Source organism: Thauera sp. SDU_THAU2, assembly GCF_038260575.1.
Lineage (GTDB): Bacteria > Pseudomonadota > Gammaproteobacteria > Burkholderiales > Rhodocyclaceae > Thauera.
In genome coordinates this window covers 2089054-2110828 of record NZ_JBBWUN010000003.1, presented here as the reverse complement: position 1 = coordinate 2110828, position 21775 = coordinate 2089054, and the positions used below count along the sequence as shown (strand labels likewise).

General features: G+C 63.7%; 24 protein-coding genes and 1 pseudogene. 14 read left to right on the top strand and 11 right to left on the bottom strand.

Annotated features, from left to right (window positions below; all coding sequences use genetic code 11):
- Positions 1-243: 243 nt before the first annotated feature.
- Complete coding sequence (locus tag AAFL97_RS11300) at positions 244-1455, top strand: tyrosine-type recombinase/integrase (RefSeq protein WP_341645001.1); 1212 nt, start codon at positions 244-246, stop codon at positions 1453-1455.
- An 82-nt stretch (positions 1456-1537) separates the two neighbouring features.
- Here the strand turns inward: AAFL97_RS11300 and AAFL97_RS11295 are convergent, their stop codons facing one another.
- Both AAFL97_RS11295 and AAFL97_RS11290 read right to left on the bottom strand, forming a co-directional pair.
- Positions 1538-1795 carry a helix-turn-helix transcriptional regulator gene (locus AAFL97_RS11295; protein ID WP_341645000.1) on the bottom strand — a complete coding sequence of 86 codons (258 nt, stop codon included), beginning with the start codon at positions 1793-1795 and terminating at the stop codon, positions 1538-1540.
- Between the two features lie 79 nt (positions 1796-1874).
- Positions 1875-2855, bottom strand: a complete 981-nt coding sequence (locus AAFL97_RS11290; RefSeq protein WP_341644999.1) for a LuxR family transcriptional regulator — start codon at positions 2853-2855, stop codon at positions 1875-1877.
- A 91-nt stretch (positions 2856-2946) separates the two neighbouring features.
- Here AAFL97_RS11290 and AAFL97_RS11285 point away from each other — a divergent pair, with 91 nt between their 5' ends.
- From AAFL97_RS11285 to AAFL97_RS11240, 10 genes are all read left to right on the top strand, one after another.
- Positions 2947-3180, top strand: a complete 234-nt coding sequence (locus AAFL97_RS11285; protein WP_341644998.1) for a DNA-binding protein — start codon at positions 2947-2949, stop codon at positions 3178-3180.
- 3 nt (positions 3181-3183) lie between these two features.
- Complete coding sequence (locus AAFL97_RS11280; RefSeq protein WP_341644997.1) at positions 3184-4059, top strand: helicase RepA family protein; 876 nt, start codon at positions 3184-3186, stop codon at positions 4057-4059.
- On the top strand, positions 4049-4918 hold the full coding sequence (gene repC / locus AAFL97_RS11275; protein WP_445954489.1) for a replication protein C, IncQ-type: 870 nt from the start codon (positions 4049-4051) through the stop codon (positions 4916-4918). The genes AAFL97_RS11280 and repC overlap by 11 nt, the downstream gene beginning before the upstream one ends.
- Positions 4919-5547: 629 nt before the next feature.
- Entirely contained in the window at positions 5548-5829 is a 282-nt protein-coding gene (locus AAFL97_RS11270; protein ID WP_341644995.1) for a TraK family protein, read from the top strand.
- A 318-nt stretch (positions 5830-6147) separates the two neighbouring features.
- Positions 6148-6519: a conjugal transfer transcriptional regulator TraJ gene (traJ, locus tag AAFL97_RS11265; protein ID WP_341644994.1), complete on the top strand. Its 372-nt coding sequence runs from the start codon at positions 6148-6150 to the stop codon at positions 6517-6519.
- A 263-nt stretch (positions 6520-6782) separates the two neighbouring features.
- The gene (gene trbJ, locus AAFL97_RS11260; RefSeq protein ID WP_341644993.1) at positions 6783-7568 is read left to right on the top strand and encodes a P-type conjugative transfer protein TrbJ; all 786 of its coding nucleotides are present in this window, start codon (positions 6783-6785) and stop codon (positions 7566-7568) included.
- Between the two features lie 27 nt (positions 7569-7595).
- Positions 7596-7853, top strand: a complete 258-nt coding sequence (gene trbK, locus AAFL97_RS11255; RefSeq protein WP_341644992.1) for an entry exclusion lipoprotein TrbK — start codon at positions 7596-7598, stop codon at positions 7851-7853.
- On the top strand, positions 7850-9493 hold the full coding sequence (gene trbL, locus AAFL97_RS11250) for a P-type conjugative transfer protein TrbL (protein WP_341644991.1): 1644 nt from the start codon (positions 7850-7852) through the stop codon (positions 9491-9493). Before trbK ends, trbL begins: the two co-directional genes overlap by 4 nt.
- Positions 9494-9495: 2 nt before the next feature.
- Complete coding sequence (locus AAFL97_RS11245) at positions 9496-9753, top strand: hypothetical protein (protein WP_341644990.1); 258 nt, start codon at positions 9496-9498, stop codon at positions 9751-9753.
- Positions 9754-9816: 63 nt separating this feature from the next.
- Entirely contained in the window at positions 9817-10050 is a 234-nt protein-coding gene (locus AAFL97_RS11240; protein ID WP_011997484.1) for a type I toxin-antitoxin system ptaRNA1 family toxin, read from the top strand.
- Between the two features lie 221 nt (positions 10051-10271).
- Here the strand turns inward: AAFL97_RS11240 and AAFL97_RS11235 are convergent, their stop codons facing one another.
- The 7 genes from AAFL97_RS11235 to chrA form a co-directional block, all read right to left on the bottom strand.
- The gene (locus AAFL97_RS11235) at positions 10272-10715 is read right to left on the bottom strand and encodes a transcriptional regulator (RefSeq protein ID WP_341647235.1); all 444 of its coding nucleotides are present in this window, start codon (positions 10713-10715) and stop codon (positions 10272-10274) included.
- A 2-nt stretch (positions 10716-10717) separates the two neighbouring features.
- Positions 10718-11785: an ACR3 family arsenite efflux transporter gene (gene arsB / locus AAFL97_RS11230; protein ID WP_341644989.1), complete on the bottom strand. Its 1068-nt coding sequence runs from the start codon at positions 11783-11785 to the stop codon at positions 10718-10720.
- Positions 11782-12288: an arsenate reductase ArsC gene (locus AAFL97_RS11225; protein ID WP_341644988.1), complete on the bottom strand. Its 507-nt coding sequence runs from the start codon at positions 12286-12288 to the stop codon at positions 11782-11784. Before AAFL97_RS11225 ends, arsB begins: the two co-directional genes overlap by 4 nt.
- Positions 12289-12300: 12 nt before the next feature.
- On the bottom strand, positions 12301-12774 hold the full coding sequence (locus tag AAFL97_RS11220; RefSeq protein ID WP_341644987.1) for an ArsI/CadI family heavy metal resistance metalloenzyme: 474 nt from the start codon (positions 12772-12774) through the stop codon (positions 12301-12303).
- The gene (locus AAFL97_RS11215) at positions 12771-13112 is read right to left on the bottom strand and encodes an ArsR/SmtB family transcription factor (protein ID WP_341644986.1); all 342 of its coding nucleotides are present in this window, start codon (positions 13110-13112) and stop codon (positions 12771-12773) included. Before AAFL97_RS11215 ends, AAFL97_RS11220 begins: the two co-directional genes overlap by 4 nt.
- Positions 13113-13204: 92 nt before the next feature.
- Entirely contained in the window at positions 13205-13510 is a 306-nt protein-coding gene (locus AAFL97_RS11210) for a PadR family transcriptional regulator (protein WP_341644985.1), read from the bottom strand.
- 10 nt (positions 13511-13520) lie between these two features.
- Positions 13521-14825 carry a chromate efflux transporter gene (chrA, locus tag AAFL97_RS11205; RefSeq protein ID WP_445954488.1) on the bottom strand — a complete coding sequence of 435 codons (1305 nt, stop codon included), beginning with the start codon at positions 14823-14825 and terminating at the stop codon, positions 13521-13523.
- Between the two features lie 253 nt (positions 14826-15078).
- Between chrA and AAFL97_RS24645 the strand changes: the two are divergent.
- From AAFL97_RS24645 to AAFL97_RS11195, 3 genes and pseudogenes are all read left to right on the top strand, one after another.
- Positions 15079-15414, top strand: a pseudogene (locus tag AAFL97_RS24645) (recombinase family protein); the annotation flags it as partial.
- Positions 15397-15666 (top strand): helix-turn-helix domain-containing protein, encoded by a 270-nt coding sequence (locus tag AAFL97_RS24640; protein ID WP_445954535.1) that lies wholly within the window; start codon positions 15397-15399, stop codon positions 15664-15666. The pseudogene AAFL97_RS24645 and the gene AAFL97_RS24640, both read left to right, overlap by 18 nt.
- Positions 15663-15887 (top strand): hypothetical protein, encoded by a 225-nt coding sequence (locus AAFL97_RS11195; RefSeq protein ID WP_341644984.1) that lies wholly within the window; start codon positions 15663-15665, stop codon positions 15885-15887. Before AAFL97_RS24640 ends, AAFL97_RS11195 begins: the two co-directional genes overlap by 4 nt.
- Before the next feature lie 525 nt (positions 15888-16412).
- On the opposite strand, the gene AAFL97_RS11190 is transcribed toward AAFL97_RS11195, so the two are convergent.
- The gene (locus AAFL97_RS11190) at positions 16413-17606 is read right to left on the bottom strand and encodes a TIGR02679 family protein (protein WP_341644983.1); all 1194 of its coding nucleotides are present in this window, start codon (positions 17604-17606) and stop codon (positions 16413-16415) included.
- Positions 17607-17608: 2 nt separating this feature from the next.
- Positions 17609-21769, bottom strand: a complete 4161-nt coding sequence (locus tag AAFL97_RS11185) for a TIGR02680 family protein (protein ID WP_341644982.1) — start codon at positions 21767-21769, stop codon at positions 17609-17611.
- Positions 21770-21775 lie beyond the last annotated feature (6 nt).

Below are 21775 nucleotides of genomic sequence, written 5' to 3'. Positions count from 1 at the left end.
GGGCTTTTTTGTGATTTCATCCGGCATAGACTGGCAATATTTGGCATCGCCAAGCACTGTTTTTTCATGGCATGATAGATGGCATTGAATGCTTCTATACCATGAGATGCCATCAATACCATGCACCTGTTTTTCAGGTTGTCATGGTATCGAAACTACGTAAGCCAATGATTTAATTGTGTTTTTTCGCTAGATTTCGAGGTGCTTAGATCATGGTATTTGAACTGACCCAGGGCGATAACCATGTTGACCGATACCAAGCTGCGCAACCTCAAGCCGAAGGACAAGCTCTACAAGGTGAATGACCGCGACGGCCTCTATGTGGCCGTGACGGCCGCCGGGGCGATCTCGTTCCGCTACAACTACTCGATCCACGGCAGGCAGGAGACCATCACCTTCGGCCGCTACGGTGTTGGCGGCATCACCTTGGCGGAAGCCCGCGAGAGGCTGGGCGAGGCCAAGAAAATGGTCGCGGTCGGGAAGTCGCCGGCCAAGGAGAAAGCTCGGGACAAGTCCCGCGTCAAGGATGCAGAGACGTTTGGAGCCTGGGCGGAAAAGTGGCTGCGCGGCTACCAGATGGCCGATTCCACGCGCGACATGCGTCGCTCGGTCTATGAGCGCGAGCTGAAGCCAAAATTCGGCAATCAGAAGCTGGTAGAGATCACCCACGAGGACTTGCGCGCACTGACCGATGCCATCGTGGAGCGAGGAGCACCGGCAACCGCGGTTCATGCCCGCGAGGTGGTGTTGCAGGTCTATCGTTGGGCCATCGAGCGTGGCCAGAAGGTCGAGAACCCGGCGGAGTTGGTGCGCCCGACGAGCATCGCCAAGTTCGAGCCGCGCGACCGTGCGCTGACGCCCGACGAAATCGGCTTGATGTACCAGTACATGGAGCGCATCGGCACGACGCCATCCATCCGAGCGGCGGCCAAGCTGTTGTTGCTGACGATGGTGCGTAAGAGCGAGCTGACCAATGCGACCTGGAGCGAGATCAATTTCAGTGATGCGCTTTGGACGATCCCGAAGGAGCGGATGAAGCGGCGCAATCCGCACCTGGTGTTCCTGTCCCGGCAGGCGCTGGACATCTTCATTGCCCTGAAAACGTTCGCGGGTGGATCGGACTACGTGCTGCCATCGCGGTATGACTCGGACTTACCCATGAGCAGCGCCACGCTCAACCAGGTGCTGACGCTGACGTATCGGCTGGCGCAGAAAGAAGAGAAGTCGCTCGCCAAGTTCGGCCCACATGACTTGCGGCGAACGGCCAGCACGTTGCTGCACGAAGCTGGCTACAACACCGATTGGATCGAGAAGTGCCTTGCCCACGAACAGAAGGGCGTCAGAGCCGTCTACAACAAGGCCGAGTACCGCGAGCAGCGCACGGCGATGTTGCAAGACTGGGCGGACATGATCGACGAATGGACGCTGAAACGGCCGAAGGCATCAGTCAGTTGAAGGCAGGGTAGGCAGAGCTGCCCGCGCATCAAGGCGTCGCCTCGGGTTTCGTTGACGCTTGAGGGGCGCAGCGTTTTAGCCGCTAAAAAGCGGCGACGGAACCGCCCACCATTGGCGATGGAGTGAATCCGGGGCGCATGGCCTGAGTGCCCGACGCCTTGCGCGCCTCAATCCATTCCTCGATCTCGGTCAAGTCCCAGGCGACGTTTCGGCTGGTGAGTGCGATCCGGCGCGGGAACTCCCCGCGCTGCTCCATGTTGAAAATCGTGCGCTCAGACAGCGGGATCATCGCCAGCAGTTTCTTGCGATTGATGAGCGTCTTACTTGTCGTTGCCTGCATCCCCTGGCCTCTTTCAGTCACTTGCGAACATGTGCCTGATAGTGCCCGGCAATGCGGATTGTTTCGTCCTATTAGTTGGTCAATTAGGTTGACGCCGAGAGCGCGATTTTGCACGCAAGTGGAACATTGCGGGGATCGACGCCAGCGCCTTCGATACCGCTTGGCGCTCGATGCCTAGCTTTCGCGCAATCTCCGACTGATTGAATCCAGACCACTGGAGCATCAGCATCTGCTTCTTACGGTCCGATAGCTTCGAGTCCACCATCAAGCGCGCTTGATTGCGCAACTCTGCCTTGTCCGCTGGTTGTATGGTCTGGCCCGCGACGTAGTGGAAGAGGTAGCTGTCAACCAGTTGATCGCCCGATTTCACTTGGGAAGTGGCCGGCTTCGCGCATTGCTGGCTGAGTCTCGCCAGTTCGAGGTCGAACTGCGCCAGGGATCGCCTTGCTTGTCTGTAGACAGGGTTCCATGCACCGCTCGGCAATTTAGGCCGGTGATCTAGGCAATACAGGCTGCTAAGTCGAAGTTTTTCCTCTGGATCGTCGGCCTTCGGATCATCGTTCCCGCCGGCGAATGAGGTCAGTTCGGCGAGTGATCCGCAGAACCGGCAGAACCCTTGGAGGCGTTCGCCGTTCAGTCGGGTGTCGCGCACCTTTGACTTCGTCGGCCGTTTGCAGGCGCAGTCCCATACAAGCCCGATCAACGATTCGAGTGTCGCAACAAACCGCTGATCTCTTGGGGTCTGCCTGTCTTCCGTTTTGATGAACTGGCGCAGCAACTGCCGCTGCATGCGGACCATCGCATCAAGCCCCACCAGTCGAATGATCCCGCTGAGGCTCACCCCTGTCCCTGCTCCGGGGATATGTCCCAAGTAGCGTTGCGGCAGCGTCGCCGTGTACGCAGCCACGGCAGGGTCAATGAGTTCCTGTATCAGCCGAACGATGGGGTAGCGCCGCGAGGAAGCGGAATACGGCCGCCAGCAATCCTCGAACTGCTCGATGGCCTTCGAGACAGCAGGATCGCAGCGTTCCCAGATGACAATGGTCGGATCGGTCTTCATGTCAACCATTTTGTACAATTAATAAGATGTAGGCAACCCCCAATAGCGCCTAACCTTCGTAGCCATTCAGTTAATAACGGAGGTTTACGCAATGACGATAGAAGACACGCTGCTGCAACGCTTTGGCCCGCTACTGAGCATGGCGCAGCTCGCCTCTGTCCTGGATCGATCACCGGATGGATTGCGGATCAGCCTGCGCGCGACGAACGCTTGGACGCAGCGGATCAACAAGGCCCGGTTGAAGATCGGGCGGCGGGTCTACTTCCGAACCTCGCAGATCGCCGAGGCGTTGAGCGACGAGTCCCTGTACGGAACGGGGAACTGAGGAATGGCGATTGATGTACTGGCGGCGTTCGAGCACGAACCGCCGGTGCTGGACTTCATATGGCCCGGCTTCCTCGCGGGAACTGTCGGCGCGCTCGTCGCCCCAGGGGCCACGGGTAAGAGCTTCTGGGCGCTGGAAGCGGCCATGAGCATCGCATGCAGCGTCGCGGGTGGCGACCTCGTTGGCCTTGCTCCCTCGCGCACCGGGCGCGTGGTCTATCTGGCTGGGGAAGACCCACCGCCCGCGCTTGTGCGGCGCATTCACGCCATCGGCCAGCACATCGGGCACGCCGCCCGCCAGGCCATCGCGGAAAACCTCGCGTTGGAGTCGATTATGGGCAAGCGCCTGAACATCATGGACGATGCCCACTTGCGCCGCGTCATCGAGTACAGCGCCGGAGCGCGGCTGATCGTGCTGGATACCCTGAGCCGTATTCACGCCCTCGATGAGAACAGCAACGGCAACATGGCCCACCTCGTGGCCGTGCTGGAGCACGTTGCGGCGACCACGGGCGCATCCGTGCTCTACCTGCACCACGTCAGCAAGGGAAGCGCCCGCGAAGGGCAGACCGATCAGCAGCAGGCCGCACGTGGCGCGTCCGCGCTGATCGACAACGCCAGGTGGTGCGGTTACGTCGCCCGCATGACCGAGGACGAAGCAAAGCGCCTCAGCGACCGCACCCACGACCGGCATCCCATCGGCAATGAGCGCCGCAGCTACTTCGTGCGTTTCGGCGTCAGCAAGCAGAACTACGACGCCACGCCGCTTGATCGCTGGTACATGCGGCACGCTGGCGGCGTTCTGGTGCCGGTGGAGCTGCATGAGGTCAGCAGGAATGAGAAGGGGCGCGATGACCGGAGGCGAGGCGATGGCTTTTGACCTCACCCATGCCAGGCACGATCCAATGCACTGCTTGGTTCCCGGCTTGTTCCGCAGTCTCAAGCGCGGTGAGCGGAAGAAGCTAAAGCTCGATGTGACGTATCACTACGCCGAGAATGCACAAGCGCGGTTCGTCGGCTTCGAGCCTCTTGGTGCTGATGACATGCGGCTGCTGCAAGGTCTTGTGGCTCTTGGAGGGCCGAAGGGCATCATCCTGACGCCAGAGCCATCAGGGGACTTGCCGAAGCAGCTCCGTCTACTTCTTGAACCGAAGTTCGATGCGGCAGGGGAGGATGCGCTTGTCGTGCGCGAGAGCATGACCAGTCTGCTAGGCGAGATCGGTTTGACTGATGGCGGCGACAACATCAGGGCGATAAAGGCGTGTTTGCTGCGCATGACAAACGTGACAGTGATGGTTACCAAAGGGATTAGGCACAAGTCTTTTCACCTAATGAGCCATGACTTCGATGAGGAAGATGGGCGACTATTCGTCGCGCTGAACCCTCAGATTACGGAGGCGATTCTTGGAAGGCGGCCGCATACCCGCATCGACATGGCCGAGGTACGGGCATTGCAAACCGACCCGGCCCGCTTGATTCACCAGCGTCTATGCGGCTGGATTGACCCAGGCAAAGCCGGGCGCGTGGAACTCGATACCCTGTCTGGTTACGTCTGGCCGGACGAGGCGAACGCCGAGGCTATGAAGAAGCGCCGTCAGAAGGCTCGCAAGGCTCTGGCCGAGCTTGCCTCCGTGGGCTGGAAGGTGAGCGAGTATGCGGTAGGGAAGTGGGAAATCGGCAGGCCAAAGCCCGTAGTAACGTTCCCCAATCTCCGTAGCAACGCTCCCCTTCACCCGTAGCAACGTTCCCCGGCCAAAACTGAAAAACACAGCAACGGTGCGGGCTTGCGGCCAATCCGTGAATTTCATCCATGATCTTCCAAGATCATCCACTAGGCGCGGCACTTGCCGCCGCCCTTTAGGGCGACGCCAAGCCCTTGCCGATGGGACGGCCATTCGGTCTTTAAGTTTTACGCCAGAAGGGTGGTCAGCTCCGACCGCTCTCTTTTAGCAGCTAAAACGCTGCGCCCCTCAAGTGTCAATGACTAGCGTTGTATGTTGTATGTTGTGGCGCGCTACAACATACAACAGTGCATTCGTTGCCCGGCCGCGACATGAGGCTGGCCCATTTCTCGCGCGCCGGCCGAGCTGCAGCATCGTCATTTCTGGCGAGGCTGGCCACCATCACCGTTTCCCAAGATGGCGGCCCGAACTGTTTGTTGACACTTGAGGGGCCACGCGGGGGCTCGGGGGTACTCCCCCTCTTGGCGTTCAACTTTTCCATGATGCTGGGTTGCCATCGCAATTTCGATGGGTGTGTCCGTGCCATCGGCTCTATGTCAACCAATTCGGCCAATTATTGAGATGTTGTGTAGGCCGCCACTCCGTAACCTTCGGAGTAGTTCAGTTGATAACGGAGGTTTACGGACATGACCACGACAGAAAGCAGCTACCCCGACGAGCTGGCCGCGCGGCTCGCTCATAAGCAGCAGACCTCGCAGTTGAAGCGCAGGGACTACCTGGTCGCTTTCATGGCGGCGCGCGCGGACGTGAAGGAAGCGATGGAGGCCGGCTACGCGCTCAAGATCATCTGGGAGCACATGCGCGAAACCGGCCGTATCCCTTTTCGATATGAGACGTTCCTGAAATACGTTCGCCAGCACATCACCAATGCGCGACCTGGCTCCATGAGTCAGAGCAGCACGAAGTGAGGAAAGACCCGTGCTCAATCGCTGTAAGTGCGCGGCCGAAACACTCTTTTTGGTTGTTGGATCGCTGCAAGCGCGCGGAAATGGGGCATTTCCGTCGATTCTCGCGCTGCTGGCGCGCTGTTGCGAAGCAACGGTGCGCTTACAGCGCGAAATTCGATGAGTCATACGAGGCAAAAACAATGCTGTAAGGCGGGCAGGATGTGTGAAGTAGGCCCACCCGCAAGCGGGTTGTCCTTCTTCACTGTCCCTTATTCGCGCGGGGCGCTCAACGGGCATCCTGCTCTGCGAGGCTGCCGGCTACCGCCGGTTGGAGGACACATGGGCGATGAGAAACGAATCACCAGGAAGGGCAGCCCGCCGATTAAGGTGTACTGCCTTCCAGAAGAACGCGAACTGATCGAGGCGAATGCCAAGATGGCGGGAATCAGCGTAGCGCGCTATCTGCGCGACGTAGGGCAGGGCTACCAGGTCAAGGGAGTCATGGACTACCACTACGTGCGCGAACTGGTGCGCGTGAATGGTGATCTTGGCCGCCTGGGCGGATTGCTCAAGCTCTGGCTGACCGACGATCCGCGCACAGCCCGTTTCGGCGATGCAACGATCCTCGCACTGTTGGCTCGGATCGAAGCTACTCAGGATGAAATGAGCCGGCTTATGAAATCGGTGGTGCAGCCGAAGGCCGACCGTTGAGAGTTTTAGCGGCTAAATTTCCGTGTGCCGGAAGCGACACGAGGCCCTTCCAGGCCGCCGGCCTGAGTGTTATCAACCCCTGGGAGGACGCATAGGGCCTGGGACACCCCATAAGGGCCGAGAACAGAACCACCGAAGTCCGGGCCTCAGTGCCCAGGGCGATACCGATTAGCTAGTGGCGTAGCTCCTCGATGAAACCGTGCCAAGGGCAAGCGTGGGCTTGTCCAGGCCACGCCTTTCTTTTCATCGAACGGAGTACGACCATGAAGAAGCACCGCCTTTTAGCGGCTAAAACCGCACTCGCCGCCGTCCTGGCCGGCAGCATCATCATCACGCCCGCGCAGGCCGGCATCCCCGTCATCGACGGCGGCAACCTGGTGCAGAACGTCATGACGGCCATCGAGTCGGTGGCGCAGACGCTCAAGCAGATCGAGCAGTACCAGACCCAATTGCAGCAGTACGAGAACATGCTGCAAAACACGATGGCCCCGGCGGCCTACATCTGGGATCAGGCGCAGTCCACGATCAACGGGCTGATGAACGCCGTCAACACGCTGGACTACTACAGGAATCAGCTCGGCAGTCTCGACGCCTACCTGGGCAAGTTCCAGGACGTGAGCTACTACCGCAGCTCGCCGTGCTTCTCGGCCGCCGGGTGCTCGGATGCCGAGCGCGCCGCGATGGAGCAAAACCGCCGCCTGGCGAGCGAGAGCCAGAAGAAGGCGAACGACGCGCTTTTCAAGGGTCTGGAGCAACAGCAGCGCAACCTTACCGCCGACGCTCGCCAGCTCGAACGGCTCCAGTCAGCGGCACAGGGCGCGACCGGCCAGATGCAGGCCATCGGCTTCGCCAACCAGCTCGCCGCCAACCAGGCAAACCAGCTCCTGCAAATCCGTGGCTTGCTGATCGCGCAGCAGAACGCCGCGACCGCCAGGATGCAGGCGCAGGCCGACCTTGAGGCGCAACAGCAGGCCGCCGGCGCGACTTCCAGGGAATCCAGGATCGAGCGCACGGCCAGCCCGAGAAACTGGCTCGAACTGACCCGCTGACGGAGGCCCTGCACCATGAAGAAAACGATGCTGCTTGCCGGCCTCGTGGTGGTGCTGGTGGCCGGCTGCGACAACAAGCCGGCCATCCCGCCCATGCCAGAGGTCAATGACACCAATTGCCAGATCGAGGCGATCAAGAAGATCGAGGACAGGGCCACGCGCGAGAAATTCGCCGGGCTGTGCTCGCGCCGATCGCCGGCCGCCGGCGGCATCGCGCCGACCGAGAAGCCCATGAACTGGCTCGAACTGGCCGACCCGAAAGACCAGAAGGGGGCGAAGCCATGAAAGCACTGCACAAGGCGGCGCTGATCGGCGTCGTTCTCGCGCTTTACTCCACCGCTGCATCGGCCCAGCTCACCAACCAGGGGATGCTTGACCAGGTGGTGACGGAGTTCGCCACGCGGGCCACGTCCTGGCAGACGGTGGTGATGAATGCCGCGATGTTCCTGTTCTGGACGTTGGGCACGATCTCGCTGGTTTTCACGTTCGGCTTCATGGCGCTGCGCAAGGCCGACATTGGCGAGTTCTTCGCCGAGTTCATCCGCTTCATTCTGTTCTTCGGCTTTTTCCTCTGGCTGCTGCGCAATGGCCCCGCCTTCGCCAACTCGATCATCCAGTCACTGGCCCGGATCGGTGAGCAGGCATCCGGGGTGGCATCGGTGACACCCTCGGGCATCGTGGATATCGGCTTCATGATCTTGAAGCAGGCATTCACAAACTCGTCGATCTGGTCGCCCGTGGATAGCTTCATCGGTGTGGCCTTGAGCGTTGGCATCTTGATCCTGCTGGCAGTTGTCGCCGTGAATATGCTGCTGCTGCTCGTCTCGGGTTGGCTGCTGATGTACGCCGGCATCTTCTTCCTCGGCTTCGGTGGATCGCGTTGGACGTCCGACATGGCGATCAACTACTACAAGACCGTGCTGGGCGTGGCCGTGCAGATCATGACGATGGTGCTCCTGGTCGGCATCGGCAACGACCTGCTTTCTAGCTTCTACGCCAGGATGAACACCGGCACGCTGAACTTTGAAGAGCTGGGCGTGATGCTGGTTTTCTGCGTGGCGTTGCTCATGCTGGTCAATCGTGTACCCCCTCTTGTCGCCGGCATCATCACCGGCTCGGGTATCGGTGGTGCGGGTGGTATTGGCAACTTCGGTGCGGGTGCTGCCATCGGTGCGACTATGGGCGCTGCGAGCATGGCCGCCGGTGCGGCAAGTGTGGCCGGTGCGGCCGTGATGGGTGGTGCGGCCTCGGCCGCCGGCGGTATGTCGGCGGTTAAAGCAGCGTTCGAGAAAGCAGGGTCTAGCGCCGGCGGTGAATCGGGCGGAATGCCCATGCTCGGCGGTGGCTCCGACTCGGGCAGTGATGCAGGCTCGTTTGCACAAGCTGCTGGCTTTGGTGGCGGGTCAAGCTCAGGTGCGGGCACCACTACACCACTTGCACAGGCCGCCGGTTTCGGCAGCAGCTCGGGCAGCGGTGCCAGCGGCTCGGGTGGTGGCAACGGGCAGCAGTCCGGTAAATCGGGTGGAGATTCCAGCTCGAAGGGTGGCGACGAAGCCGGCAGCAAGAAAGCCCAGCAAGGCGGCCAGCAGGCCGCACCAGGCAGCACCGGCCCCGGCTTGCTGGCCTCGGCCGCATCGGCGCTTGGCACGGCGGGCCGCGTGACGGCCGACGCCGGCGCGAACCTGATGCAAGGCGTCGGCGAGGTTGCGAAGGCCAAGGCTGCCAGCATCCGCGATGCCGCTGTCGAACGCATCGCCGACACCACCGGCGGGAAGATCGCGGCGGCTATCAGAGCGAGTGCGGAGAAAGACCAGGCCGCCGCCGAGTCGGTGCCGACATTCGGCGACAACAACCTGGCAGGGGCCGATTCGCATGATGAAGTGGCCGCGTTCGCCAACCGCGAGCACGGAAAATCGGAGGCGTGACTATGAAGCGTAGTGGCTTTTTCGACTGCCTGGCGTTCGACCAGGTGCAGCGTCAGGCGGTGGAGTGTGAGCGGCCTGGCGATCAATCAACCGAGCTTGATGCAGCGGCGGAAGTTTCGGCCTTTGTTGATCGCTCTGCTCCGTCTGCCATCGAGGCCACCAGGCCGGCGGTCAGATCATCGAGCAACAGCTACAGCGGCAGCAACAGGAACACGCCGCTGGCAGAAGCTGCCGGCTTCTACAGCAGCGGCCAGCGGTAAAGCGCGCCGGCCGGCGTGGGGCCGGCCGACACTTCCACAACCCACCTACTACAGAGGTGAATCATGGCAACCTTGAATCCTACCAATGCAATCGCAACCCAGGCAGTTCATCATGCGGCCGCGCAGCTCGCGGCCCTGGACTGGATCGACCAAGAGGCGGCGCGGCAACTCTCGCCAATGGCCGAGGCCGTCGCCAATATGTTCATGGTGCTGTACTACCAAGCCGAGACAGGACAGGCCACGCGGGACGATTTCCGCCAGGCCCTGGATGCGGTGCGGCAGTCACTCACCGCGTAGGCTCTCGCACCAGGAACAGCAAGGGCGGCCGATGGCCGCCCTTGTCGTTTTCGGGTCTGCATCGCCGGAAGCGACGATGCGCGCCGGCATGCTCGAGCATCGCCAGATCGAGCGATGACGGCCGCCCTGCACCTTTCCCTTGGCGTGGATCTCGCATCGTCATTTCCGGCGATGAGATCCACCTGCAGCACCGCCAGAAATGGCGATGCTGGCCAGCTTCGCTATTTGATGCCGTGCATGGCCCGCGCACGTGCCGCAACTTCGCGGGCGTGCTCGACATAGTCCAGGTCGCCGCTGGCTTCGGCGTGGACCAGGAACGCGGCTATAGCTTCGGCCGTTTGTAAATCCTCGGGCAACAACTCGCGGCCCACTGTCGGGGCATCTACCCATTCCCGTTCTTCGGCCGGTAGCGGCTGCGAATAGTCGGATTCGGCCAGCAGCTCATCGAGCGTGTAGCGCACCCGGTCGGCCGAGACGGCGCGGGCCGGGTCGGCTTTCAGCGCGTCATGGGCCGGGCCGGCCTTCTCATGCAGCCAGTTTTCCAGGTTCTCCGGCGTGTCGTCGGCTTTCAGATCGGCCAGCAGCTCATCGACCGAGCCGAGCCGCCCGGCAACGCGGCCGGCGCGGCTATCTGCAATCGCTTCCTCGGTTTCCTTCTTGCCCATTTTTAACCTCGTTCGTACCAGCCCTTCGAGCGATTCACCACCCGCACGACCAGGAGCATTACTGGCACTTCGACCAGGACGCCGACCACGGTTGCCAGGGCCGCGCCGGAGTGCAGGCCGAACAAGCTGATGGCGGCCGCTACGGCCAGCTCGAAGAAGTTGCTCGCGCCGATCAAGGCCGAGGGACACGCGATGTTGTGCTTTTCACCAACTCGCTTGTTTAGCCAGTAAGCCAGCCCGGAATTGAAGAATACTTGAATCAGGATCGGCACGGCCAACATGGCAATCACCAACGGCTGCCGGATGATGGCCTCGCCCTGGAAGGCGAACAGCAGAACCAGCGTCAGCAGCAGCGCGACCATCGACCACGGCCCGATCTTCTGCATGGCCCGGTCAAAGGCGGCCTGCCCTTGCTTGAGCAGATGCCGCCGCCAGAGCTGCGCCAGGATCACCGGCACGACGATGTAGAGCACCACCGAAATCAGCAGCGTGTCCCAGGGCACCGAGATCGAGGACATGCCCAAGAGCAGCCCGACAACAGGCGCGAAGGCCACGATCATGATTGCGTCGTTCAAGGCCACTTGCGAGAGCGTGAAAAGCGGGTCGCCATTGGTAAGACGGCTCCACACGAACACCATTGCCGTGCAGGGCGCGGCGGCCAGCAAGATCAGGCCCGCGATGTAGCTGTCCAGTTGATCGGGCGGCAGGAAGGGGGCGAACACATGCCGGATGAACAGCCACCCCAGCAGGGCCATCGAGAAGGGCTTGACGGCCCAATTCACGAACAGCGTCACGCCGATGCCGCGCCAATGCTCTTTGACTTGGTGCAGCGCCCCGAAGTCGATCTTGACCAGCATCGGGACGATCATCACCCAAATCAGCAGGCCCACCGGCAAATTGACCTGGGCCACTTCCATGCGGCCGATGGCCTGGAACACGTCAGGAAGGCCCTGGCCGAGCGCAACGCCCGCGACGATGCACAGGGCCACCCACAGCGTCAGGTAACGCTCGAAGCCGCTCATCGGGGCTTGGCGCGGCTTCGCGGCGACGGCCTGCGCACCGGCGCTCATGCTTCTTGCTCGGTCTTGCCGATGTTCGACAGCTCGCGCTTGATGGCTGTCTGGTCGAGCATCGTCAGCGGCAGATTCACGAACAGGCGGACGCGGTTCATCATGTGCCGGAAGGTCTGATCGAACACTCGGCGCTTCTGGTCGTCGGTGCCTTCCACTGCGGCCGGGTCTTCAAATCCCCAATGCGCCGAGATCGGTTGACCAGGCCACACCGGGCACATTTCACCGGCGGCGTTGTCGCAGACGGTGATGATGAAGTCCATCTTCGGCGCGTCGGGCGTGGCGAACTCGTCCCAGCTTTTGCTACGCAGGTTCTCGGTCGGGTACTTGACCGACTGCGCCTTTTCGATGGCGAAGGGATTGACCTTGCCGGTCGGGTGGCTGCCGGCGCTGTAGGCGCGGAAGCGGCCCTGCCCCATCGTGTTGATGAGGGCTTCGGCCATGATGCTGCGCGCTGAATTGCCGGTGCAGAGGATGAGGACGTTGTAGGTTCTTTCGGTCATGGGTGGCTCCAATCAGCAGCACGTCGAGGCTTTCGGGGCCACGGTGGAAGTGAGTTGTTGAACAGGGCTACAGCAGCTCGTGGCCGTCGCTTCGGTAGCGGCGCGGCCGTGCTCGCCGTAGGTCGGGATGGTGTCGAGGGTATGGAACGCTTCCCAGGCGATGCCGCTGGGGTCGAGGCTCCAATGCTTGTCCGACTTGGCATAGCAGCAGTTGCTATCCGGCTGCGCCAGGTGCGGCAGGTCGGCCGCTTTCAGGCGTTGGCCCAGCTCGGCCAGCTCGTCGGCGTTCTCGGCCTGGATGCCAAGGTGGTCGAGGCCCTTGGCCTGGCCGCGTTCCGAAATGGCGAAGTTCACGCGGGGATCGTCCAGCATCCACTTGGCGTAATCGGTCTTGGTGACGGCCGGCTCGGCCGCGAACAGGGCCGAGTAGAAGCGGATGCTGTCCGCCAGGTTTTTGACTGACACATGCACGTGCAGGCGTTTCATGATGACCTCTCTTCGGTGGTGGCACAGGCCGGGTTGCAGATAGGCATGCAGGGATCGCCCCCGCAGCAGTTCTCGGTGAGGAACGCCACCAGGGCGGCGGCGGTTGAGAAATTGGCCTCGTAGATCACGAAGCGGCCTTCCTGCCGCGACGTGACCATGCCGGCGTGGGCCAGCTCTTTCAGGTGGAAGGACAGCGAGGACGGCGGGATGCCGGCCGCTTCGCTGATCTTTCCGGCGGCCATGCCGGCGGGGCCGGCCTGGATGAGCAGCCGGAACACCGCGAGGCGCGATTCTTGGGCGAGGGCCGCCAGGGCGGCTACAGCGTTCGACGTTTCCATATTTCAATGATAGTCGAAATGTTGTGATGAAGGAAAGGCAGCGTGGATCTCGCCATCGCCATTTCTGACGATGAGATCCACAACACCCAAGCTCAGTGCCCCTCGATCAACTCCCCGAACAGTTCCTTGACCTTCGCGCGCGCCTCGACCAGTGCGATTTGGCCTTGCTCCGTGATTGCATAGACACGCCGTTCTCGCCGGCCGGTGCGTTCGTGATGCGAGGTCAGATAACCTTTCTTCTCCAGCCCATGCAGCATCGGGTATAGCGTGCCGGCGCTCAGTTCGTAACCATGACGCCGTAGCTCTTCGATGATGCCGAGGCCGAAGACGGGTTCCTCGGCTGCGTGGTGCAAGATATGCAGGCGGATCAAGCCGCCGTACAGGTCTTTGTCGGTCATGCCGGCGGTCTCACAGGGCAACGCTTAAAAGCCATCCTGCCACGCCACTAGCAACGACAACCAGCCACGGCGGGAGCTTCCAGAACATCAGCGCAACAAGGGCTATCAACGCCAAGCCGAAATCCTGTGGCTGATAAATAGCACTCGTCCATACCGGGTTATAGAGCGCGGCCAGCAGCAGGCCGACCACGGCAGCATTGACCCCGGCGAGCGCCGCCTGAGTGCGCGTGTTGTGGCGCAGTCGCTCCCAAAACGGCAATGACCCCACGACCAGCAGGAAGGAAGGCGCGAAGATCGCCAGAAGGCAGATCAGACCGCCCACCCAGCCAGAAGGCGCGTTGTTCATCGAGGCACCGAGAAATGCCGCAAAGGTGAACAAGGGGCCAGGAACGGCTTGTGCAGCACCGTAGCCAGCCAAGAAGGATTCATTGCTGACCCAGCCGGTCGGCACGACCTCCGCTTGCAGTAGCGGTAGCACGACATGGCCGCCACCGAATACCAGTGACCCCACACGGTAGAAGGAATCCACCATTGCCACCGTTTGACTCGGCAGCAGTTGGGCCAATACCGGCAGACCCACCAGCAGGGCAAAGAACACCGATAGCCAGGCTATCCCGGCGCGGTGACTGACTGAGATCGGCAGTGGGTCGTGCGCGGAGGCCGGAGCTGGCTTAAACAAGAACAGGCCAGCAATGCCAGCGGCGGCGATCATGCCAACCTGCCCCCATGCAGATGGCACAAGCAAGACAACGCAGGTCGCAATCGCCATGATGGTGATACGCAGACCATCGGTGCATAGGTTGCGCGCCATGCCCCATACCGCTTGGGCGACCACGGCGACCGCCACCACTTTCAGGCCGTGCAGCGCACCAGGCGAGATGGCATCGCCGTAGTTGGAAATGCCCAGCGCAAACAGGATCAGGGCAACGGCCGAAGGTAGCGTGAAGCCTACCCAAGCTGCCATTGCTCCAGCATAGCCCGACCGGGACAGGCCCAAGGCTATGCCGACCTGGCTGCTTGCAGGCCCTGGCAGGAATTGGCAAAGCGCCACTAAATCCGCGTAGCTGCGCTCGGAAAGCCACTGCCGCCGCATGACGAACTCGTCGCGGAAATATCCTAAGTGTGCAATGGGGCCTCCGAACGAAGTAAAGCCAAGGCGCAGGAAGATGAGAAAAACCGACCAAGGGCTGCGGTCGTCAGTGTCAGGGCGGGCATATGGGAGGTTCATGGGTTCATCTTCTGGTTGGAACGGAGCCAGTCCATAATAATCGTGTTTCGATATCGAAACACGATAATAGATAGAAGAGGCGTTCATTTAGACCCGGCAAAAACGACCCGGCCAAGATAAGTCCGCTGACGGCATTCTTGGCCGGGGGTAGCATGGGGGGCCAAATTGCCTATACCCAAAGGAGCCAGCATGAGCAGGACGAAGCCGGCGGCCGCGCCGCTGGTGGCGCGGGTCTATCTGCGCGTCAGCACCGACGCGCAGGATTTAGAACGCCAGGAGGGGATCATCGCGGCCGCGAAGGCCACCGGGTACTACGTCGCCGGCGTCCTACCGCGAGAAGGCGTCCGGCGCACGTGCAGACCGGCCCGAGCTGCTGCGCATGGTGGCCGACCTGCAACCGGGCGAAGTGGTCATTGCCGAGAAGATCGACCGTATCAGCCGTCTACCGTTGCCCGAGGCCGAGCGCCTGGTGGCTTCGATCCGGGCCAAGGGTGCGCGCCTGGCTGTCCCTGGCGTGGTCGATCTATCCGACCTGGCGGCCGAGGCCCAGGGCGTTGCCAAGATCGTCCTGGAATCCGTCCAGGACATGCTTTTGAAGCTGGCCCTACAGATGGCCCGCGACGACTACGAGGACAGGCGCGAGCGGCAGCGCCAGGGCATCGAGCTGGCCCGCCAGGCCGGGCGCTACAAGGGCCGCCGTGCTGATCCGAAGCGCCGTGCCCAAGTCGTCGCGCTGCGCAAGTCCGGCCACAGCATCAACAAGACCGCCGAGCTGGCCGGGTGCAGTCCGGCCCAGGTGAAACGGATATGGGCCGAGGTCAGCCAGGCCGAAGCGAAACAGCGCGGCGCGTTCGTGGAGGACGCATTGACGGAAGCCGATGCCCTGGCCGCTGTCGGCCAGGATGAACGCCAGGAGGAAAGGGTATGACGAAGCCGCACCAGGACGCCGAGCCGTTTTTCATCACCGAGGAAGTCGCGGCCGAAATGATCGCCGGCGGCTACGAGTTCGAGCCGCCGCCCATTCCTTGCACCATCCGTCTACGCGACGTGCTGGAGCGCATGACCGATGCCGAGCTAGCATTGCAGCCGGGCGAGATCGCCGATCAAGAGCGTGAACGCCGACGGTGCAAGCCGTGTTCAACCTCATGATCTGCACATGGCATTTTTCGTGGCACTGAGTCTGACCATGCTTGCAAGCTATTGTCACTAAAGGATTTTATGTGCTTGTTTACAATCGAGTGGGAGTGACCGGAAAGGGATATATCTATATGAATCAGCTGCTTGCGCTTGTTCGAAAATGATTCGCACACAATTATCAACGAGCAAGTTTGTAGGGCAAGTCGTTGAAATGTAATGGGGCTTGCCTAGCCGGGGCAAGCCCAGGCCCCGAGTAAGCGGACAAATTTTGACGGTATCGCTGACGGCATCGGGAAGGTGTCTTGTTGAGCCTTTGTCTGATACCGTTTAAGAGAGGTAACGGTATCGGCGGCGAAGTGCGCATTGGTAAGGCACCCGCTGAGGGTAAGCATAGTGTCGCCGTTGGCGGTGAGCCAGCGTGCCCTGGGTACGACGATTCGGTTACGTGCTGCCGATGCATTCGTGAACGCCACGTTCGAAAATCATCTACAAGTTTCGGACATGGTGGCGCCTTCAAGGGGCGACCGAGGGCGTGCTTCAGCTTAAGCAATGTCGCAGGTCGTAGAGCAACACGTCGGCGAGCCCTTCCTCGTCGATCGCCAACCGTTCGGTGAGCATCGCGCCGGCGAGAGTGTCGTCCCACAGCGCGCTTACCGCGGCATCGTCGAGGGGGCGGCCGGGGCGCGGTGCGCCGACGACGGCTGCGCGATAGTCGGCGGTCGAGAAGCGCCACGGCCGGGCGCCGTGCTCACGGATCATCTGGTTGCCGATACGCAGGCCCGGCCAGTCGAAGTCGCCGTGGTAGAGCAGTATCGCGCCGGCAGCGCGCACTAGGTGGAACAGGACGCGCTGGGCGGCGGCTGGCATGCCGTCGGTGCACACTAGCGGTGCACAGTTCGGCCCCAACTGGTCGGCCGCGATCGCGAGCAGGTTCGGGTTCTCACAGACGAAGACCGGACGGCCCGTAACGGCCCAGGCCGGCGGCGATCGTACCAGGCTGCGTAGCGAGAAATAGGTCGGTTCGCCCGGTTCGGTGCCCGCCGGCCCGGGGAGGTTGAGGGTCAGCGCAGGCCGCGCCAGCTCATTGACCAGCACGCCAGCCGCGGCCCAGAGATCCCGTACCCGGTCGGCGTCATCGTCGGGCGCGGCCCCATGGCGCAGCGCTGAGAGGACCAGCGTGGCGACCGGGCTGCCGGCGTCGAGCGCGTGCGCATCTCCGAGTGTGGTCACGGCCAGTTGCGCCCGCGGAATGCCCGCTGCAGGCAGCCGCCGCAACACCCGATCGGCGTCGAGAACCAAGCGGGCGCCGGCCTCGGGCTGGCCGGCACACAAGCGTTTCAAGAGTCCGAGTCCGACGGATGTCTGGAGCGCCGAACGCAGGTCGGGGTCTGCGCAGCCCTCGACCACCTGCTGCCACTGCGTGCGAACCTGCAGGCGTTGGGCTGTCGTGTCGATGATCGGTCCGTCGAGCTGCTCGAGCGCGTCGCGCAAGGACGAGGCGAGACCCGCCCGGGTGAGTGCTGCGTCGATCTCCGCCACGTCGATCTGCATCGACCGGACATGGCGCGCTGGTCGGCCGGAGAGCGCCGCGAGGGCGGCATGCTCGGCTTCGCTCAGCGAACCCAGACGCAGAACGTCGGCCGGTGCGCCGCGCTCATAGCGTTGGCGCAGCCGCTTGCGCAGCGCCGCAAGGGTTTCGCCGCCGAGCAGCCGTTGTAGCCGGGCATCCATCGTTATTCAGGCGGAAAGCGTCGATCCGGGTCGTCTCCGCGCTGCCGCGCCCGGCCATCCCAGGTCCAGCGCGATACATGCACCGCATCAATGCCCTCGCGCCGCAGCAACTGGCAGATCGCCACACCGGGCAGTTCGGCATAGCAGGCCCATTCACGCTCGCTGGTGATGACGAAATCGAGGTCGAACTCGCGAATCAGGCCCATGCAGTGCGCGCGGGCGGCGTCGTCGATGCCGGCGAAGGCTTCGTCGAGCAGCACCAGGCGGGGCGCGAAGGCGTAGCTGGCCTGGCTGTAGAAGCTCGACACGGCCGCAAAAAGCGGTACCGTCAGGCCGAGCGCGCGTTCGTCGCTCGAGGCCGGGCCGGAGAGGGGACGCCACTGCCCGTCCTGCCAGCGCTGGACGCGGAAGCGGTGCCAGCGTCGGTAGTCGAGCGCCAGGGCGAGTTGTTCTAGCAGGCTGCCGCCGACCGCGTCGGCCTTCAGGCGTTCGGCGGCGATGCGCTGGTGCAGCATTTCGCCGACCACCTGCCGGTCCTCGGCCGACCACAAATCGGTGCTGGTGTTGAGCAGGCGCTTGCGGGCGGCCTCCAAGCCCACCGGTGCACCTTCGCCGCCCTCGGGCAGCGGTTGCCACAGGAGGCGGAACTTGACCCCCGTGGACGTCGGGCGCTTGTGCAGTTCTTTGTTGATCGCATCGACCTGTCGCTCGGCTGCCTGAAGGAGCCGCTGAATCTCGGCGGCGATCTCGGCCTGGAGGTGGTTCTCGAGCAGGGTGCGCTCGCGCGCCGTCAAGAGTTCGCGGCGCTGGGCGATCTCGGCATCAAGCCGGGCGGTAAGCTGGTCGGGGCGCTCCGGACGGTTCTGGTAGATGACGCTGACGACCATGCCGTAGTCACTGGTGTCGGCCTGGGCCTGCTGGCCGAGCGCGGTCAGCGCGCGCCCGAGCTCGCCGTAGTCGTGCGAGATCTGGCTCTGGATGCGCGTCCAGGCCTCGTCGTCGTCCGCCACCTGGGCCAGTGCCTGCTCGGTGCGTCGGGCCAGCGTGAGCGCCGGCTCGATCGTCCATGGCACGCGAAGGTCGGGCAGCTCGGCCGCGGGGAGCGCGGCGGACAGCAGGCCGGTGGTGGCAAAGCCCTGCAGCTGGGTGATGGCGCGTTGGCGGGCGTCGGCGCGTTCCTGCAGGGTGGCGTCGGCGTCGAGCAACTTCTGCTCGCCGCGGGCGCGTGTCTCGCTGGCCGTGCGCAGGGCTTCGCCTTCGGCCTTCAAGTGGCGCTCGCCGTCGCTCACGGCAGTGCGCGCCTCGCGCAGCCGCGCTTGAAGCTCATCGACCTGGGCGCCAATCGATTCGCGCAAGGTGGCGAGGCGCACCCGCGCCTCCTCGGCCTGCCGGTGGCGCTCGGCGAGTTGCTCGGCGCGCTGGCGCACGTCGGCCTCGGCTTCGTGTTTCCGCTCTTGCTGGCGGGCCAGTTCGGCCGCCGCTAGGCGCAGTTCGTGCGCCACCTGGAAGAGCCCGTGCAGGGTTTCGCCGAAGTGCAGAAGCGCGGCGCCGGCGGCTTCCAGCGCCTCGGAATCGGTGGGTAGGTGCAGGTCGGCGGCGTCGGCTGTTAGCGCATCGCGGCGGTTTTGCAGGTTATCGCTGGCTGCGCGAAGCTGGCGGTCGGCTTCATCGAGCCGGCTCTTCGCAGCCTGGAACTCGCGCTCGCTTGCGGCGGCGTCGGCGTGGGCGGCGCGCAAGCCCTCGTCGGACGGTGCGCTCTGCCATTCGGCGGCCGCCCGGTCGTGCCGCCGGGCGAGCTCGGCGAGCGCATAGTCGATCCGGCGCGATGCTTCGGTGATTTCGCACAGGCGAAGATCGATCTCGGCGAGTCGTCGCGCTCGTGCGGCGGCGCGGGCCGCGTAGCCGATGTAGGTGGCCTGCGGTTTGTGCCAGGCGCCGGCCAGGGCACCGAGGCGAAAACGGCCGTCGGGGGCAATCCAGCCTTCGGCCTGGCCGTCGTCGTGCGCGGAGCAGGCGATGCCTTCGAGCAGGCGGGTCAGCAACGTCGCGTCGATGACGGGAGTCGCGGCGGCCGACGGGGTGAGCCGGGCGGCGAGCGATGCCCTCTGGCGTGGCCGTTCGAGCCACTGGGTGTCGCGCACGGGCGGAGCGCCGTCGGCCCCCTGCAGCCGGCCATCGGGGGTGACCCAGGCGTCGAGGAGTCCGGCCGCCTCGAGCGCGGCTTCGAGGCCGGCACGTTGGGCGGCGTCGACGTGCTCGCGAAAATCGACCAACTGCCACAGCGGCGCACCGGCACGTTGCCGTCTGGCCTCGGTGCCGCGGGTATAAGGCGGCGGCGGGGCGGCGTCTTCGCCCTGCGCGAGTCGCTCGTGCTCGGCGCGCAGCGTCGCCTGCTCGTCGTGCAGGGTTTTCTGCGCAGCGAGGTGTCCGGCGCGCTGCTGCGCCAGGTCGTCGGCGGCGCGCTGTTGTGCCGACGACAAGGTGGCACGGGCCGGGTTGTCACCTTGCAGGTTGGCGACCCACGCGGCCAGCGCGGACAGCGGCGGTTCATCCACCTGCAGCACCTGCAGGTTCGCGAAGTGCGCCTGCCAGGCCTCGACGACGCGGCTGCCTTCGGTCTCGACCGCGCTGTCGGCCGCGCAGCGGCGGGCGGCGGCCGTTTCGGCTTCGTCCCGTCGTTCGTCACGGGCCTGTTGCCGGCTTGCGTGGGTGGCCTCGGCCTGCGCCACCTCGCTGACGCGGCGCTGCACCAGGGTGAGTTGTTCGCGCCGAATGAGCGTTGCCTGGCGCAGATCCTTGCGGGCCGCGTCGAGGGGCAGGTCGCCGAGTGTCGCCAGTTCGCCGGCCGGGAGCGCCGCCAGCGGATTGGCTCGCCACGGCTCGCCGATGCCGCTGGCCAGCGCCGCCGCGGCGACGCCCTCGCGTGCCGTGGCGAGGGACTCTTCGGCCTGTGTCCGGCGTGCGCCCCGTTCCTCGAGTGTCCGTTGCTCGCGCCCGAGGCGGGCGACCGCCTCGGCATCCATACGCGTCGCGTCGATGAGGTCGGCTGCGCGCGATTCGGCGTCGCGTTCGGCCTGGTTCAGGCGATTCGCGTCCTTCATCGCCGGGTCGGACTGCAACTGGTCGAGCCGGGTGCGGGCGGCGAGCAAGGCCGCCTCGACCGCCTCGAGGCGGCCCTTCACCTGCGCCTCGGCGTGCTGTGCGGTTTGCAACTCAGAGCGGGCCTCGTTGAGGCTGCGGCTGGCGGTGTCATAGCCGCTCTGCGCGCTGCGCAGGCCGCGGGCCTGTCGCCGCGCATTGATCGCGGCGTAACGCTGGTAGCGCTGGGTGAACTGGCCGACGGCCTTCGCCAGCGCTTCGTAATCCTGCAGCTCGCGGCGGTACTCCTCAAGCTGGTTGAGCGCGTCGGCGACGTCGGTCAGCAACTCGGCCGACAGCGGTGGCAGCGCCTCGGTCAGCGCGTTGGAGAGGTTGCCTTCATCGGGTTTCTTGGACAGTTGCGGCTGGCGCAATTGGACCAGCGTGTCCATCAGCGCCGCGTAACGGACGGCGCCGAGCTGGAACAGGCGCTCGTCGACCGCGCGGCGGTATGCGGCGGCAGTGTCGAACACCTGGCCGTATTCCTGCAATGCTTCTTTCAGCCGTTCGCGGGTGAGTACGGTGCGCGCCGGGCTGGTGAGCCACAGGTCGTCGCCGATGCGCCGGCTTTCGAGGATGAAGAACCACGCATCGACCTGTGCCCGCGCCGCCGCAGCCGAGAGTCCGCAGCCCAGGGTCAGATAATCGGGCTCGCCATCGTCGGCGATGCGGCCGAACTCGATCCACGCATAGCCGATGCGGCGGTCGAGCTTGCCGAGCAACAGGTTCCAGGCCATCTTCTTGCCGGCGTCGCCATCGGGCTCGATGCGTGAGGGCTTGAGTTGGGCATCGAACAGGAAGGGCAGGGTGAGCGACAGCACCTTGAACTTGCCGGTGCCGTTGTTGCCACGCAGCAGCAGGTGGCCATTACGGAACCAGAATTCCTCGCTGTCGTAGTGGAACAGCTCGACGAGGCCGAGCCTCAGGGGTTGCCAGCGGACCAGTGTCGGCTGCGGGAGTGCAGGGCGAGCGTCGGCAGTCGGGAGATCGGACGGCGTGTCGAGCAGGGTATCTAGTGTGTCCACGGGTCT

Excerpts from the sequence above, each read along its gene's own strand:
- AAFL97_RS11245 (WP_341644990.1), top strand. The coding sequence starts at position 9,496 with ATGAAGCGTAGTGGCTTTTTCGACTGCCTGGCGTTCGACCAGGTGCAG.
- AAFL97_RS11190 (WP_341644983.1), bottom strand. The coding sequence starts at position 17,606 with ATGGATGCCCGGCTACAACGGCTGCTCGGCGGCGAAACCCTTGCGGCG.
- AAFL97_RS11300 (WP_341645001.1), top strand. The coding sequence starts at position 244 with ATGTTGACCGATACCAAGCTGCGCAACCTCAAGCCGAAGGACAAGCTC.
- AAFL97_RS11215 (WP_341644986.1), bottom strand. The coding sequence starts at position 13,112 with ATGGAAACGTCGAACGCTGTAGCCGCCCTGGCGGCCCTCGCCCAAGAA.
- AAFL97_RS11290 (WP_341644999.1), bottom strand. The coding sequence starts at position 2,855 with ATGAAGACCGATCCGACCATTGTCATCTGGGAACGCTGCGATCCTGCT.
- arsB (WP_341644989.1), bottom strand. The coding sequence starts at position 11,785 with ATGAGCGCCGGTGCGCAGGCCGTCGCCGCGAAGCCGCGCCAAGCCCCG.
- AAFL97_RS11240 (WP_011997484.1), top strand. The coding sequence starts at position 9,817 with ATGGCAACCTTGAATCCTACCAATGCAATCGCAACCCAGGCAGTTCAT.
- AAFL97_RS11220 (WP_341644987.1), bottom strand. The coding sequence starts at position 12,774 with ATGAAACGCCTGCACGTGCATGTGTCAGTCAAAAACCTGGCGGACAGC.
- AAFL97_RS11235 (WP_341647235.1), bottom strand. The coding sequence starts at position 10,715 with ATGGGCAAGAAGGAAACCGAGGAAGCGATTGCAGATAGCCGCGCCGGC.
- trbJ (WP_341644993.1), top strand. The coding sequence starts at position 6,783 with ATGAAGAAGCACCGCCTTTTAGCGGCTAAAACCGCACTCGCCGCCGTC.
- AAFL97_RS11225 (WP_341644988.1), bottom strand. The coding sequence starts at position 12,288 with ATGACCGAAAGAACCTACAACGTCCTCATCCTCTGCACCGGCAATTCA.
- AAFL97_RS11195 (WP_341644984.1), top strand. The coding sequence starts at position 15,663 with ATGACGAAGCCGCACCAGGACGCCGAGCCGTTTTTCATCACCGAGGAA.
- chrA (WP_445954488.1), bottom strand. The coding sequence starts at position 14,825 with ATGAACGCCTCTTCTATCTATTATCGTGTTTCGATATCGAAACACGAT.
- trbK (WP_341644992.1), top strand. The coding sequence starts at position 7,596 with ATGCTGCTTGCCGGCCTCGTGGTGGTGCTGGTGGCCGGCTGCGACAAC.
- trbL (WP_341644991.1), top strand. The coding sequence starts at position 7,850 with ATGAAAGCACTGCACAAGGCGGCGCTGATCGGCGTCGTTCTCGCGCTT.
- repC (WP_445954489.1), top strand. The coding sequence starts at position 4,049 with ATGGCTTTTGACCTCACCCATGCCAGGCACGATCCAATGCACTGCTTG.
- AAFL97_RS11210 (WP_341644985.1), bottom strand. The coding sequence starts at position 13,510 with ATGACCGACAAAGACCTGTACGGCGGCTTGATCCGCCTGCATATCTTG.
- AAFL97_RS11295 (WP_341645000.1), bottom strand. The coding sequence starts at position 1,795 with ATGCAGGCAACGACAAGTAAGACGCTCATCAATCGCAAGAAACTGCTG.
- AAFL97_RS11280 (WP_341644997.1), top strand. The coding sequence starts at position 3,184 with ATGGCGATTGATGTACTGGCGGCGTTCGAGCACGAACCGCCGGTGCTG.
- traJ (WP_341644994.1), top strand. The coding sequence starts at position 6,148 with ATGGGCGATGAGAAACGAATCACCAGGAAGGGCAGCCCGCCGATTAAG.
- AAFL97_RS11270 (WP_341644995.1), top strand. The coding sequence starts at position 5,548 with ATGACCACGACAGAAAGCAGCTACCCCGACGAGCTGGCCGCGCGGCTC.
- AAFL97_RS11285 (WP_341644998.1), top strand. The coding sequence starts at position 2,947 with ATGACGATAGAAGACACGCTGCTGCAACGCTTTGGCCCGCTACTGAGC.